The organism is Micromonospora sp. URMC 103, assembly GCF_051386435.1.
Classification (GTDB): Bacteria; Actinomycetota; Actinomycetes; order Mycobacteriales; family Micromonosporaceae; genus Micromonospora.
Window position 1 is genome coordinate 2563438 of sequence record NZ_JBPQTR010000005.1, and the last position, 13176, is coordinate 2576613.

Sequence of the window (13176 nt, forward strand, 5' to 3'; positions counted from 1 at the left end):
GCCCAGGATAGGCGGCTCCGGCCGGCTACCGTCGTCGCCATGGTCGACCTGCTCGTGATCGGCGGGCTCGGGGTGGACGTGCGCGTCCGGGTGCCCGCGCTCGCCGACGCGGACCGGTCAGATCGCTCCCGTGCTGCCGTCGGTCAGCTCCCGCAGGATGTCCGCGTGGCCGGCGTGCCGGGCCGTCTCCTCGATCATGTGCACCAGGATCCAGCGCAGCGACACCTCGCCGAGCTGCGGCTGCGGCACCACGTGGTCGAGGTCGTACCGCCGGGCCACCTCGCGGGACCGGGCGCACGCCCGCTCGTAGTCGGCGACGAGACCGTCGACGGTGTCCTCGGCGGTCACGGTGAAGCTCGCGTCCCCGTCCGCCTCCCCGGTGCGGAAGACCTCGCCGGGCCCGGGCTCGAGCAGCACCGGGAACCAGTTGTGCTCCACCATCGTGAGGTGCTTGACGAGGCCGGCGAGGGTGGTGGCCGAGGGCACCAGCCGGCGGGACGCGTCGGTGTCGGAGAGCCCGCGCACCTTGCGCAGCACGACGCTCCGGTGGAAGTCGAGGAACGCTTCGAGCACGGCCCGTTCGTCGCCCGTGCGCGCCAGCACCGGGGCGAGCGTGGGGTCGATCGCCATCTCCGCCATGTCGGGAATCTAGCCGCGTCGGCTCCCGGGCGCTGCCCGCTATCCGCTGCGCGGCCCCGCCCGGGAGGGCAGGATGGGCGCATGGCCTCAACCGTGGAGATCCCCCTCGTGGGCGGCGCGGCCGACGGGCAGCACGTCACCGTCGAGTTGGACAGCAACGGCCGCCCACCGCTGACCCACCACCACATCGGCTCGGGGGGCCTGGCCGAGGCGCAGATCTACGAGCTCGAGTCCGCGGGCGACACGGCCCAGCAGTGGCAGTACCACTGGCGCGGCCCCGCCGTGTGAGTCAGGCGCGGGTGAGGGTCCGGGCCCGCAGGCTCTCCAGCACCGCCCGGGTGACCTGCGAGGTGCCCCGCGCCTGGTCACAGACCTCGGCGACCCGCCGGGCCGTGGCCTCGGCGCGCTCCTCCCGCTCGTCCCACAGCCGGTCGACCTCGGCGAGCAGCGGGCCCTCCACCTCCCGCTCCACACCGCGCAGCGCCGGCACGCCGAGCCGCTGCGCCAGGTCGAAGACCTTGCCGGCGTACGGCAGCGGAAGGAACGGCGTGCCCACCATGGCGGCGAAGATGAGGAAGTGCAGCCGCATGCCGACGGCCAGGTCGAAGTGGCGCATGAGCCCGAGCACCTGCTGGGGCGAGTAGGTGCCGTGCAGGATCCGGCCCCGTTCCGCGGCGATCATGTGGGAGAGCACGCCGTGCGAGTGCCGGATGTCGTCCCGCTCCATCGGCACGAAGAGGACGTACGCGTCGATCCGGTGCACCAGGAAGTCGCCGATCTGCGCGAGCAGCCGGTGGTAGCCGTCCACGTCGAGCCGCTCGGCGGCCCGGCCCGGCTCCCGGACGCTCATCCCGACGAGTCGGCTGCCCGCCGGCACGCCCTCCTCGCGGAGCAGTTCGGCCGGGAACTCCTCCGGCTCGAGCAGGAACGCCGGATCGGCGGTGACCGTGATCGGGTTGACGAGGCCGGCCTCCTCGAGCACCATCCGCGACTCCTGGTCGCGGACGGTCACCTGGGTGGCGCTGGCCAGCGTCTCCCGGACCATGCCGGTGTCGACCCCGTCGCTGAGCGGCCCCACCCCCACCGCGTACGTGATCACCGGCAGGCCGCGCTCCTGGGCGACCCGGACCACCCGCAGGTAGCGGCGCGCCTCCCGGTCGTAGAGGATGCCGCCGCCGCCCAGGATGAGCAGGTCGAGCTGGGCCAGCACCAGCGCGGAGTCGGTGCGGCTGACACCCTCCCAGGGCACCGCCTCCACGTCCGGGTGGGCCACCCGGGTCTGGGCGGGGTTGCGGGAAAAGACGATGATCCGGGCGTTCGGCTCCTGTTGGCGCAGATCGGTCAGGAGGCCGGTGAGGATCGCCTCGTCGCCGAGGTTGCGGCCACCGTACGAGCCCAGCACGCCGATGGTCAGTCCGGCGCCATGCGTCATCCGTCGCTCCTCCCGGGTGCGTCGGCGCGGCTTTCCCCCTGGGCCGGTGAACACTCCTCAATCCGACCTCAGCGCGGCCTCAGCCCTCCGGCGGACCCGCGGTGACCGGCTTGGCCATCTGCTGCGCCGTCACGCGGAAGCCGAGGCTCTCGTAGAGCCGTATGGCGACCGTGTTCGTTCCGAAGACGTTCAGACCGAGCTCGGGCACGCCGAGCCGGGCCAGTTCGGCCTCCACGAGCTGGATCATCCGCCGCGCGTAACCGCGCCCGCGGTGCTCCGGGTGCACCTCGATGTTGTGGATCCAGGCCCGCCCGGTGCCGGGCGGCGCGTCGGTGGCGGCGGCCGCCCCGGGCAGGGTGACCCAGATCCACCCGACCGCCACCCCGTCGACGCGGGCGACCCGCAGCAGCACCTCCTCGCTGGCCGCCCCGCCGGGCAGCAGGTCGCGGATCGAGTCGGCGGCCCGGTCGAGAGCCTCGGCCGCGGACACCGCGCGGTGCCGCACCAGCTCCTCGGCGTACGACCGCTGCAACGGCCCGAGCAGCGGCTCGAGTTCGGAGGCGGTCATCGGGGTGAGCGTCACCGTCATGCAGCACCGGCCTTCCTGGGTCAGGCCCCGCCCGATGGCGCGACGGCGACCAGGCGGGACACGAACGCGGACACCACCTCGTCGGCGTCGAACCCGGCGTCGACCGAGGTGGTCAGCAGGTCGAGCAGGAGCCCGTCCACCGCGTAGTGCAGCAGAGCCACCTCGAAGGCGCCACCCGGCAGCCCGGCCGCCACGTGGAACGTCACGTCGTCGCGGAAGCCCCGGCGCAGCGTGTCCTCGAGGATCCGGGCCAGGTCGGGCCGGCGTACCGCCTCGATGCGCAGCTCGAACAGCGCCCGGGTCAGCTCGGGTTGCCGGGTGGTGCGCGCGACGACGTAGCGGACGTAGTCGGTGACCAGCTCCAGCGAGGGCTCCCGGCCGGCGAGCGCGGCAAGGACCTCCTCGTCCGGCGCGAACCGTTCCATGATCCGCTCGCCGAGCGCGCCGAGCAGGGCGTCGCGGGAGCGGAAGTAGTTGGAGGCGGTGCCGACCGGCACGCCGGCCTCCGCGTCCACCGCGCGGTGGGTGAGGCCCCGCGCCCCGGTGGCGGCCAGCACGCGCAGGCCCGCGTCGGCGAGGGCCGCCCGCCGTTCAGGGTTCCGTGCCACGAGAAAGACCCTAGCAAAACCACGACAGCTGTTGTACTTTGAACCACGACATCAGTAGTGATTGCAGGGAGATCCCGCTTGCGCAAGCTCGTCTACTACGTGGCCAGCACCCTCGACGGCTTCATCGCCGCGCCCGACGGGTCGTTCGACTTCTTCCCGCTCATGCCCGAGCCCGACGTCCTGGCCCACATGGTCGCCACGTACCCCCAGACGTTTCCCACCTTCGCCCACGCCCAGGTCGGCATCGACCGGCCGGAGGGCCGGTTCGACGCCGTGGTGATGGGCCGGGGCACCTACGAGCCCGGGCTCGCCGTCGGCGTCACCAGCCCCTACGCCCACCTCCGGCAGTACGTCTTCTCCCGCACCCTGCCCCCCGCCGCGGAACCGGAGGTCGAGATCGTTCCCGACGACCCGGTCACGTTCGTCCGCGCCCTGAAGCGGCAGGACGGCAAGGACATCTGGCTTGCCGGCGGCGGGCAGCTCGCCGGTCACCTCCTGCCCGAGGTCGACGAGCTGATCGTCAAGCTGAACCCGATCGTGGCCGGCAGTGGCATCCCGCTCGTCACCCGGGACTTCGACCCGCGGCGCTTCACCCTGGTGGAGGCGCGACCGTTCGACAGTGGACTGGTGATCCTGCGGTACGCCCGACCGGAGGGCGACCCGGGTAGCGACGGGTGACGATGATGGCCGGGTGAGGATCGCGCACGTCAGCGACAGCCACCTCGCCAACATCGAGGGCGTGGCCACCTCCGTGGGCACCACCGTGGCGCTGCTGCGTGCCGCCGGCCACTCCGTCACGCTGCACGCGCCCGGCCCCGTCCCGCGATGTCGGCGGCGGCCGGGCGAGCTGCCCTCGGTCCCGGTGCCGACCCGGCCGTACCGGCTGGCCCTGCCCCGCCTCCCGGACGCCGCCGTGGACGTGGTGCACGTACACACCACCGGTCCCGTCGGCGTCGCCGGCCTGCGGTACGCGGCCGCCCGCAACCTGCCCGTCGTGTTCACCTGGCACACCGACCTCATCGCGTACGCGGCGCACTACCCCGAGGTGCCGATCGGGGCCGCGTACGCCGGGCTGCGGCTCGGGCTGCGCTGGGGGGCGCGGGACCTGTGGGCGCTGGCCCGTCCCGGTGCGGGCCGGCAGGCCCGGCTCGCGGAGCTGGGCCGGTGCCTGCTCGCGCACATGGACGTGCTGCTCGCCCCGTCGCCGAAGACCGCGACGGCGATGGCGCCGATGGCCGGGCGTACCCCGATCGCGGTGCTGCCCACACCGGTCGCGCCACCGGCCCCCGACGCCGACGACCGTCGGCGCCTGCGGGCCCGGCTCGGCATCCCGGCCGACGCGCCGGTGCTGCTCGCCGTGGGCCGCGCGTCGGCCGAGAAGGATCCGGAGCTGCTGCTCGCGGCGTTCGCCCGGGCACGGCGCGCGCTGCCGGCCGCCCGCCTGGTGCTGCTCGGCGTCCGGGGCAGCGGGCGGCCCCTGCGCCGGTCCGCGTGCCGGCTCGGCGTCGCCGACGCGCTGCACCCGCTGCGCCCGGTTCCACGCGACCGGGTCGGCGCGTACTACCGCGTGGCGGACGTGCTCGCGTTCGCGTCGACCACCGACACCCAGGGGCTCGTGCTCGCGGAGGCCGAGGCGTACGGGCTGCCGGTGGCCATGGTGGACGGCGGGCTCGCCGGGCGACCGGGCACGGGAACCCGCCGCCCCCTCGCCGCCGCCACACCGGACGCGTTCGGCACGTTGCTCGTCCGGCTGCTCACGGACGCGGACCTGCGCGGGCGGGTGGTCGCCGAGGGGCGGGCCGGCGCCGCCGCGTGGACCGGCGAGCGCTACCTCACGGAGCTGCTGGCGATCTACACGGCGGTGTCGGGCGCGTCGACAGCCGGCCCACCTGGGCGAGGACCAGCGGAAGGTGCCACTGGCGTGGCGCGGCCACGTAACGGGGTGACCAGACCGGGTCGAACTTCGCCTTGAACCGGTGCAGCCCGCGGAACCCGTACCACCGCTCCCCGTACGCGTACACCGCGCGGCCCAGCCAGCACAGCGGGTCGGCGCCGGTCAGCCCGGCCAGCGGGGCGAGGCCCAGCTCGACGCTGCGCAGCCCGCGGTCGCGCGCCTCGTGCAGCACCTCCACGAGGAGGTGGTCCATCACCGCGCGCGGCGCGTCCGGCCGGTACCGCATCAGGTCCACGCCCCAGCGGTGCGGCGTGCTCAGCAGCGCCGCGAACGCGACGGCCCGGCCCCGCTGCCGCACCACGGCGACCGGCAGCCGGGCCACGTGGGCGGCCTCGAAACCGCCCAGCGAGAAGCCCATGTCCCGGCGCCCGGCCAGCCAGGCGTCGGAGACGGGACGCAGCTCCTCGACGAGGTCCCCGCCGGGCGCCACGGCGAACGAGAGGTCCCCCCGGCGGGCCGCCCCCCACCAGTTGCGGCGCAACCTGCCCCGCGCGGGGCCGGCCAGCGTGAAGTCGGCCAGCGGCACGCTCGCCGACCGGCCCATCGGGTGCGCGGCCAGGCCGGCCTGGCGCAGCGGCGGCAGGAGCGCCTCGCCCACGTGGTAGACGGCCGGCCGGCGGCCGGCGCGGCGCGCCGCCGCGCAGAAGTCGCGCAGCAGGTCGGGCCACTCCGCGGGCGGCCCGACCGGCTGGCCGAAGACGATCCACGACCGGCCACACACCCCGTACATGAGGAAGCTGTCGCCGGAGGCCGAGAACCGGAACCGCTTGTCGCCGAGGAGCGCGAGTTCGGCGTCCGGCTCCCGGTCGGCGTCGGTGGCCAGGATCGCCCGTACCCGGCGCAGTTCGTCGTCGTGGCGTCCGTCGATGCGCCGATGGTAGCGTCCGCCCCGTGACCGGCCGGGTCCTGCGGGCAAGCACCGTCGTGGTGCTCGCGGTCGGGCTGACGTTGGCGTTCGTGGCGGCCTGGGACGAGCCGCTGGAGCTGCTGCTCTATTTCACCGTCCAGGTGGACCTGGCCTACCTCGCCGTGCTGCTGTCGGGCGGTGGCGACCGGCTGCGGACCGCGCTCACGATCTACCTCGTGGTCACCGGCCTGGTGTTCGTGCTGGTGCTCGCGAACCCGTGGAGCGGCTACACGATGGCGGCGACCGCCGACGCGCGGGGGCCGGTGTCCGACGCCGGCAACCTGCTGCTGCACGCGGTGGCGCCGCCGCTGGCCGCCGCCGAGTGGCTCACCCGCCGCCCGCGGCGGCCGCTCCCGTGGGCGTACGCGGTCGGCCTACTCGCCTATCCGCTGGTCTGGCTCGCGGCGGTCCTGGTCCGCGGCGCCCTTTTCAGTCGGGCCGACGACCGCTACCTCTACCCGTTCCTCGACGTGCCCCGGCTGGGCTGTCCCACGGTCGTGGCGAACGCTTTGGTGTTCGCGGCCGTCGTGCTCCTGCTCGGCCTGGCCGCGACGCGCCTGTCCCGCCCCCGCCCCGCCCAACCTTCGTGATCACGGCGCCGTGCGGCTGGCGGTGATCGGACCTCGCGTTGGGCGGGGAACGCGCGGTCCGATGGCCGCCAGACCGACGCCGTCCGCGACTCGATGATCGTTGCATGACGACGACACTTGACGGAAAGGTCGCCCTGGTCACCGGCGGCGCGCGAGGCATCGGCGCGGGCATCGCGCTGCGCCTCGCGCAGGACGGCGCGGACGTGGCGCTCACCTACCGGGAGAGCGCGGACCAGGCCGCGACCGTGGTGAAGCAGATCCAGGCGCTGGGCCGGCGGGCCCTCGCCGTGCAGGCGGACAACGCCGACCCGGACGCCGTCCGCCACGCGGTCGACCGGACGGCCCTCGTGCTGGGCCGGCTGGACATCCTCGTGAACAACGCGGCCGTGTTCCTCGTCGGCGGAATCGACGACCTCGGCACCGACGCGCTGGAACAGACGATCGCCGTGAACGTCCGGGCGCCGTACGTCGCCGCGCAGGCGGCGGCCCGGCACCTCGGCGACGGCGGGCGGATCATCAGCATCGGCAGCAACGTCGGCGAACGGGCCGTCTTCCCGGGGCTCGCGGCGTACGCGATGAGCAAGACCGCCCTCGCGGGCCTGACCCGCGGCCTGGCCCGGGAGCTGGGACCGCGGGGCATCACCGTCAACGTGGTGAACCCGGGCCCGACCGACACCGACGCGAACCCGGCCGACGGCCCGAACGCAGCGGCGATCGCCGGTTTCACGGCACTCGGCCGCTACGCTCGGCCCGCCGACATCGCGGCGACCGTCGCGCACCTGGCCGCGCCGGAGGCCGCGTACGTGACCGGCGCGGTGATCAACGTGGACGGTGGCTTCACGAGCTGACCACGACGCCGGGGCGCGCCGGTCGACCCGGCGCGCCCCGACCAGCATCCCCCGGTACCACGAGCGTGCCCCGGCGGACGGCGACGTCTGATCGGGTTCTTCGGGGGTAAGCGCGGCGGCAGCATCGGGTTCGCGCAGCAACAGGAGGCATCGTGACGCTCACCGCGCCCACCGCCACCCTCGACCTCGGGACCGCCGCCGAACTGGCGGCGCAGCTACGGGTGGATTCGATCCGGTCCAGCACCAGTGCCGGGTCCGGGCATCCGACGTCCGGCATGTCCGCGGCCGACCTGTTCGCCGTACTCGCCACGAGGCATCTCCGATACGACTGGGACGACCCCCGATCGTCCGCGAACGACCACCTGATCCTGTCGAAGGGGCACGCCTCCCCCCTGCTGTACGCGCTGTTCAAGGCGGTCGGTGTGATCTCCGACGACGAGCTGATGCAGGGCTACCGCCGGTTCGGGCAGCGCCTCCAGGGCCACCCCACGCCGGCGCTGCCCTGGGTCGACGTGGCCACCGGCTCGCTGGGCCAGGGGCTGCCCGACGGCGTCGGGGTCGCGCTCGCCGGAAAGTACCTCGACCGGCAGCCCTACCGGGTGTGGGTGCTCTGCGGTGACAGCGAGATGGCCGAGGGCTCCATCTGGGAGGCGCTCGACAAGGCGTCCTACTACCGCCTCGCCAACCTGGTGACCATGGTCGACGTCAACCGGCTCGGCCAGCGCGGGCCCACCGACCTGGGCTGGAACGTCGACGTGTACGCCCGCCGGGCCGAGGCGTTCGGCGCCCGCGTGCTCGTCGTCGACGGCCACGACCTGGCGGCCATCGACGACGCCATGGCCACGGTCGGGGACCCGGGCGACGAGCGACCCACGGTGATCCTGGCCCGCACCGTGAAGGGGCGCGGGTTCTCCGAGGTGGAGGACAGCAACGACTGGCACGGCAAGCCGTTCCCGCCGGACATGGCCGAGCGGGCGGTTCGCGAGCTCGGCGGCGAGCGCCACCTGACCGTACGCGGGCCGCGGCCCGAGCCGTTCACGGCCGACGGTTCCAGTCCCACGAGCGACCCGGCGGCCCGGCCCGTCACCACCCAGCCGACGGAACCGCCGACGCCGGCCCGGTACGACCTGGGTGAGAAGGTGCCGACCCGCAAGGCGTACGGGGACGCGCTGGTCGCTCTCGGGGCACGCAACCCGGGTGTGGTCGCGCTCGACGGGGAGGTCAGCAACTCGACGTACGCGTTCGAGTTCGCCCGTGCCCACCCGGACCGGTACTTCGAGATGTTCATCGCCGAGCAGCAGATGATCGCCGCCGCGACGGGCCTCGCGGTGCGCGGCTACCGCCCGTTCGCGTCCACCTTCGCCGCGTTCCTGACCCGGGCGTACGACTTCATCCGCATGGGCGCCGTCTCCGGCGTCGACATGTGCCTGGTCGGCTCGCACGCCGGCGTGGAGATCGGCCCGGACGGGCCGTCCCAGATGGGGCTCGAGGATCTCGCCATGATGCGCGCCGTGGACGGCTCGACGGTGCTGTACCCGAGCGACGCCACGAGCACGGTCGCCCTCACCGAGGCGGCGGCCGTCCTGCCCGGGATCAGCTACCTGCGCACCACCCGGGGCAAGTACCCGGTGCTCTACCCGGACGGGGAGAGCTTCCCGGTCGGTGGGTCGAAGGTGCTGCGCTCGTCCGACCAGGACGAGGTGACGCTCATCGGCGCCGGCGTCACCCTGCACGCCTGCCTCGCGGCCGCCGACGCGCTGGCCGGCGAGGGGATCCGGGCCCGCGTCGTCGACTGCTACTCCGTCAAGCCGATCGACGACGCGACGATCGCCGCGGCCGCGGCGGACACCGGGCGGATCGTCGTGGCCGAGGACCACCGCGCCGAGGGCGGTCTCGGCTCCGCCGTCAAGGACAGCCTCGTCGCGGACGGGCGGGCCATGCCGTCGGTCGTCCACCTCGCCGTACGCGGGATGCCGGGCTCCGGGTCGAGCAAGGAACAGCTCGCCTGGGCGGGCATCGACGGCGACCACATCGCGTCCGCGGCCCGGTACCTCGTGCGCGGCTGACCCGCCCGCCCACGAGGCGCTTCCGTCTGGCCGGGCCGCCGGGACGGGCGGCACGCCGGTACCGTGCTCGGCGTGCGCGACGGTGGTGGGCGGCAGAGGGTCGAGCCGGTCGACGGGCGGTCGAGCGACGGCGACGGCCCGCTCATCGACCTCGATGCCACGCGCCCGGGTCAACCGGCGCCACCGGCTCTTCCCGCTCGGCTGCGGGCCAGCTGGCGACGGTGGCGGTCGCGACGAATACCGCTGCCGCTGGTCGTGGTCCTGCTCGTCCCCGCGGCGGTCGCGGGCGGCGTGGCCACCCGCTGGTGGACGGTGCGGCACGATCGTCTGGCCGACGAGTCGACCGTGTCGCTGCAGGTCGTGGGTGAGGGGCAGATGACCGGTGGCGGCGGCAGTGGGCCGCTCGCCGAGGTCACGTCGTCCATCCTGGTGGTTAACTCCGGTCCCCTGCCGGTGGAGCTGACCGACCTCCGGGTCGCGCACGGGCCTCTGACCCTCCGTTCGCTCAGGTCGGACGTCGTGCGTCCGGGCACCCGGCCGTTCACCGTACGGCTGACGTTCAGTTGCGCCGACGGGGTGCCGAACGAGCCGGTGCCGGTCGTCGTGTCGGTCCGGACGGCGGACGGGACGTCGCGTCGGACGTCCTCGCTGATGGCCACGAAGCCCTGGCAGTACGCGTACGACGTGCTGTGCCGTGCGCCCGGACGGCGGTGACCCGCTGACCGGTCCCGGGACCCGCGCCTGGGGGCGTCACCGGGCCAGTAGCGCCGCCACCCGGGTGGCCGCCCGTTCGACCGCCCGCCGGGACTGCTCGGTGTGGTCGAGCATGTCGAAGCCGTGCTGCCCGTCCGGCACGTCGAGCACCTCCACCGGCACGTCGCTCTCGGCCGCCGTGTCGAGGAACGCCGTGACCGTCGCGGCCACCTCGTCCCGCTCGCGGCCGACCCTCGTGAGCAGCAGCGGCGGTACGGGGGCAGCCGCCTCGGCGAGCGCCGTGGCCGCTGCGAACAGCGGGTCGACCCGCCAGCCCGGCAGCGGCGCGAGGACCGGGTAGGTCAACGCGACCGTACGCAACCAGGCGGGGGCCTCGCGGAGCCACGGACTGCTCAGCATTCCGCCGCCGGAGAAGAACCAGAGGGCGAGGTGCTCACCGTCGACGCGGGGGTCGGCGCGCACCCGGTCCACGGCCGAGGTGACGTCCAGTGCGGCGAGGGGGTAGTCGAAGACCGGACCGTCCGGGCCGTCGACGACGCGCAACCGGTGCTCGACGGCGACCGCGACCAGGCCGAGCGAGGCGAGCAGCTTGCCGTAGCCGCGGTAGACGGGCCAGTCACGCGGCCCGGGCTGGAGGTCGGGAGGAAGAGGCCCGCCGTGGACGAGGACCACGGCGGGCCGCGGCTCGTCGCCGTCCGGGACGTACCAGTCGACGTTTCCGTCCCGCTCGTGGTGACACTCGGGCGGGGTCAGGACGAAGGGGCGGAGAAAGCTCGGCGTGTCTCCCATGATCGGATTCTGCCGACCGGCCCGGCTCCTGCCAATCGGGAAACGGCACGACCGCTCCGTGCTGGCACCGACTCACGGTCGGCTCTCGTCACGCTGAGTCGCCTCGCCGGCTCCGCCGCCACCCCCCTTCGCCCCCTTTGCTCTGCACCCATATACGCACCGGTCACCCGGCGTTACGGCGCGTCTTCCGCCGGCTCGCAGCCCCGATCCTGTCGCGGCAGCTCAATGCGGTGGTGCATCGGCGGGTGCAGAGCAAAGCATCAAGAAGGGTGTACGGCCGGGTCCGGCCGCGGTGACTCGTCGTTACCTCACGCACCGCGACGATCGTGCGGGGGCGAGCCAGGACGGAACCAGCGTGGTGAGCAGGGACGATCTGGGGACCGCAGGCAACGGCGGCGTCCACGCCCATGGGCACGGGCATCGTCTGTCAAGGTGGATCCGTGTCGAGACAGACCCTGCTCCCCTTGCCGGCCGCCCCCGACGCGGCCGCCGTACGCCCGCCGGCGAAGGAGACCGTACGCCCATGACGACCATCCCTGCCGGCGTCACGATCACCGCAATGGGCGACGAGCACGCCGAGGCCGTCCTGGAGATCTACCGGCTCGGCATCGCCACCGGCAACGCCACCTTCGAGACCGAACCACCGACCTGGGAGCACTTCACCGCCACGCGGCTGCCGGACCACCGCTGGACCGCCGTCGACCCGGCCGGCCGCGTCCTCGGCTGGATCGCCTGCTCGGCCGTGTCGGACCGGTGCGTCTACGCCGGCGTCGTCGAGCACTCCGTCTACGTGCACCCGGCCGCGGGCGGCCGGGGAATCGGCCGCGCGCTCCTCGGCGCCCTCATCACCTCGACCGAGCGGGCCGGCATCTGGACCATCCAGTCCGGCGTCTTCCCCGAGAACACCGCCAGCCTCGCGCTGCACGCCGCCTGCGGGTTCCGTACGGTCGGCACCCGTCAGCGCATCGGCCGCCACCACGGCACGTGGCGTGACGTGACCCTCATCGAACGCCGCAGCCCCGTCGTCGCCTGACCGGTAGCCCCACCACCGCGGAACGGTTGCGCCGGGCGGTGACCGGCCATCGGCGGGTTCGCCGGGCGGCGATGCTCTCCGCTGCGTTTCGGCGTCGCGTTCGGAGGCCGTTCACCAGCGGTGACTCCGGCCAGCTCGGCTGCACCCGCGTCGTCCGGTCCGGTAGCCCCGAAGAACGGCCGGCCCGGCCCTTCCACAACGGCCGACGCAGGGAGGCGAGGGTCTCGGAGCGCCTCAGGTCGGCGCACTCGTCCGGCCCTGGCGTCCTCTTCCTCCGGCGCGGCCGAGGGCGGCGATGCGCCCGGTCCACCGGGCCCCCCGGCCAGAAGACCGCGCTTCGCCCGGCGGCGACCCGCCCGAACACGCCCCACGTCAGCTCCGGCCGGGGCTCGGAGATGACGGGAATCCCGTCGCGCCGGCCCGGCGGCTTACCGAACCCCACGTCCACGGTGAGGAACGCTAGCGCCGGGCCGGCCTGGTGGCACACGAATTTCTCGCTGTGTCGGCGTGTACGACGTCTCCCCGTTCAGCAGCAGCGCGAGGCTCCGCTGGTCGCCGGCTCCCTCTCCGCCTCGGCGTCGGTCGGTTCGCCGCAGCGGCACTCGCCGTCGGTGGTCTTGGTGAGGGTGTCGGCGTCGGCCTTGACGGTGTAGACCTCCCAGGGCTCGTTGCCGGGGCCGTGCACCCAGACCTTGTCCTGGAGGGCGTAGCAGCACTCGGTGTCGTTCTCCTCGAGCGTGACGAGGCCGGATGCGGTGAGGCGCCGGGTGGCGGCGTCGACGTCCTCGGTGCTGGACACCTCCACGCCCAGGTGGTCCATCACGGTGGGCTGGCCGGCCTCACCCTCGATGAGCACGAGCTTCAGGGGCGGGTTCTCGACGGCGAAGTTCGCGTACCCGGGGCGGCGCTTGGCCGGGTCGACGCCGAACAGCTTGGCGTAGAAGGCGACCGAGCCTTCGAGGTCGGCCACGCGCAGGGCGAGCTGGACACGGGACATGGGATACCTC

14 protein-coding genes and 1 pseudogene are annotated in these 13176 nt (G+C 74.0%); 8 read left to right on the forward strand and 7 right to left on the reverse strand.

Features of this window, described 5'->3' with window-relative positions:
• Positions 1 to 117: 117 nt before the first annotated feature.
• Positions 118 to 639: a DinB family protein gene (locus ACSNOA_RS25015; RefSeq protein ID WP_436661911.1), complete on the reverse strand. Its 522-nt coding sequence runs from the start codon at positions 637 to 639 to the stop codon at positions 118 to 120.
• Positions 640 to 720: 81 nt separating this feature from the next.
• Here ACSNOA_RS25015 and ACSNOA_RS25020 point away from each other — a divergent pair, with 81 nt between their 5' ends.
• Positions 721 to 927, forward strand: coding sequence for a hypothetical protein (locus ACSNOA_RS25020; protein ID WP_436661913.1), 207 nt, complete (start codon positions 721 to 723; stop codon positions 925 to 927).
• 1 nt (position 928) lies between these two features.
• Here the strand turns inward: ACSNOA_RS25020 and ACSNOA_RS25025 are convergent, their stop codons facing one another.
• The 3 genes from ACSNOA_RS25025 to ACSNOA_RS25035 form a co-directional block, all read right to left on the reverse strand.
• The gene (locus tag ACSNOA_RS25025; RefSeq protein WP_436661915.1) at positions 929 to 2071 is read right to left on the reverse strand and encodes a polysaccharide pyruvyl transferase family protein; all 1143 of its coding nucleotides are present in this window, start codon (positions 2069 to 2071) and stop codon (positions 929 to 931) included.
• Positions 2072 to 2150: 79 nt separating this feature from the next.
• A complete protein-coding gene (locus ACSNOA_RS25030) occupies positions 2151 to 2660 on the reverse strand; it encodes a GNAT family N-acetyltransferase (RefSeq protein ID WP_436661917.1) in 510 nt (169 codons plus the stop codon).
• Positions 2661 to 2680: 20 nt separating this feature from the next.
• Positions 2681 to 3268: a TetR/AcrR family transcriptional regulator gene (locus ACSNOA_RS25035; RefSeq protein ID WP_436661918.1), complete on the reverse strand. Its 588-nt coding sequence runs from the start codon at positions 3266 to 3268 to the stop codon at positions 2681 to 2683.
• A gap of 78 nt (positions 3269 to 3346) precedes the next feature.
• On the opposite strand from ACSNOA_RS25035, the gene ACSNOA_RS25040 reads away from it, so the two are divergent.
• Together ACSNOA_RS25040 and ACSNOA_RS25045 are read left to right on the forward strand one after the other, a co-directional pair.
• On the forward strand, positions 3347 to 3946 hold the full coding sequence (locus ACSNOA_RS25040) for a dihydrofolate reductase family protein (protein WP_436661920.1): 600 nt from the start codon (positions 3347 to 3349) through the stop codon (positions 3944 to 3946).
• Between the two features lie 13 nt (positions 3947 to 3959).
• Complete coding sequence (locus tag ACSNOA_RS25045) at positions 3960 to 5240, forward strand: glycosyltransferase (RefSeq protein WP_436661921.1); 1281 nt, start codon at positions 3960 to 3962, stop codon at positions 5238 to 5240.
• Between the two features lie 16 nt (positions 5241 to 5256).
• Here ACSNOA_RS25045 and ACSNOA_RS25050 read toward each other — a convergent pair.
• A pseudogene (locus ACSNOA_RS25050) lies at positions 5257 to 6138 on the reverse strand (phosphatidylglycerol lysyltransferase domain-containing protein); the annotation flags it as partial.
• Between ACSNOA_RS25050 and ACSNOA_RS25055 the strand changes: the two are divergent.
• From ACSNOA_RS25055 to ACSNOA_RS25070, 4 genes are all read left to right on the forward strand, one after another.
• On the forward strand, positions 6114 to 6719 hold the full coding sequence (locus tag ACSNOA_RS25055; RefSeq protein ID WP_436661923.1) for a Pr6Pr family membrane protein: 606 nt from the start codon (positions 6114 to 6116) through the stop codon (positions 6717 to 6719). The pseudogene ACSNOA_RS25050 and the gene ACSNOA_RS25055 sit on opposite strands and share 25 nt — an antisense overlap.
• A 104-nt stretch (positions 6720 to 6823) precedes the next feature.
• Positions 6824 to 7567, forward strand: a complete 744-nt coding sequence (locus tag ACSNOA_RS25060) for an SDR family oxidoreductase (RefSeq protein ID WP_436661925.1) — start codon at positions 6824 to 6826, stop codon at positions 7565 to 7567.
• Between the two features lie 152 nt (positions 7568 to 7719).
• Entirely contained in the window at positions 7720 to 9633 is a 1914-nt protein-coding gene (locus ACSNOA_RS25065; RefSeq protein ID WP_436661926.1) for a transketolase, read from the forward strand.
• 72 nt (positions 9634 to 9705) lie between these two features.
• Positions 9706 to 10347, forward strand: a complete 642-nt coding sequence (locus ACSNOA_RS25070) for a hypothetical protein (RefSeq protein WP_436661927.1) — start codon at positions 9706 to 9708, stop codon at positions 10345 to 10347.
• 36 nt (positions 10348 to 10383) lie between these two features.
• Here ACSNOA_RS25070 and ACSNOA_RS25075 read toward each other — a convergent pair whose 3' ends face one another.
• Positions 10384 to 11136 (reverse strand): alpha/beta hydrolase, encoded by a 753-nt coding sequence (locus ACSNOA_RS25075; RefSeq protein WP_436661928.1) that lies wholly within the window; start codon positions 11134 to 11136, stop codon positions 10384 to 10386.
• A 523-nt stretch (positions 11137 to 11659) separates the two neighbouring features.
• On the opposite strand from ACSNOA_RS25075, the gene ACSNOA_RS25080 reads away from it, so the two are divergent.
• The gene (locus ACSNOA_RS25080) at positions 11660 to 12169 is read left to right on the forward strand and encodes an N-acetyltransferase family protein (RefSeq protein WP_436661930.1); all 510 of its coding nucleotides are present in this window, start codon (positions 11660 to 11662) and stop codon (positions 12167 to 12169) included.
• 526 nt (positions 12170 to 12695) lie between these two features.
• Here the strand turns inward: ACSNOA_RS25080 and ACSNOA_RS25085 are convergent.
• Positions 12696 to 13166: an ArsI/CadI family heavy metal resistance metalloenzyme gene (locus tag ACSNOA_RS25085; RefSeq protein ID WP_436661932.1), complete on the reverse strand. Its 471-nt coding sequence runs from the start codon at positions 13164 to 13166 to the stop codon at positions 12696 to 12698.
• Positions 13167 to 13176 lie beyond the last annotated feature (10 nt).

What these genes read in the sequence shown, in the direction of transcription:
- ACSNOA_RS25015 (WP_436661911.1), bottom strand. Translation starts at nt 639, where the DNA reads ATGGCGGAGATGGCGATCGACCCCACGCTCGCCCCGGTGCTGGCGCGC.
- ACSNOA_RS25020 (WP_436661913.1), top strand. Translation starts at nt 721, where the DNA reads ATGGCCTCAACCGTGGAGATCCCCCTCGTGGGCGGCGCGGCCGACGGG.
- ACSNOA_RS25025 (WP_436661915.1), bottom strand. Translation starts at nt 2,071, where the DNA reads ATGACGCATGGCGCCGGACTGACCATCGGCGTGCTGGGCTCGTACGGT.
- ACSNOA_RS25030 (WP_436661917.1), bottom strand. Translation starts at nt 2,660, where the DNA reads ATGACGGTGACGCTCACCCCGATGACCGCCTCCGAACTCGAGCCGCTG.
- ACSNOA_RS25060 (WP_436661925.1), top strand. Translation starts at nt 6,824, where the DNA reads ATGACGACGACACTTGACGGAAAGGTCGCCCTGGTCACCGGCGGCGCG.
- ACSNOA_RS25075 (WP_436661928.1), bottom strand. Translation starts at nt 11,136, where the DNA reads ATGGGAGACACGCCGAGCTTTCTCCGCCCCTTCGTCCTGACCCCGCCC.
- ACSNOA_RS25080 (WP_436661930.1), top strand. Translation starts at nt 11,660, where the DNA reads ATGACGACCATCCCTGCCGGCGTCACGATCACCGCAATGGGCGACGAG.
- ACSNOA_RS25085 (WP_436661932.1), bottom strand. Translation starts at nt 13,166, where the DNA reads ATGTCCCGTGTCCAGCTCGCCCTGCGCGTGGCCGACCTCGAAGGCTCG.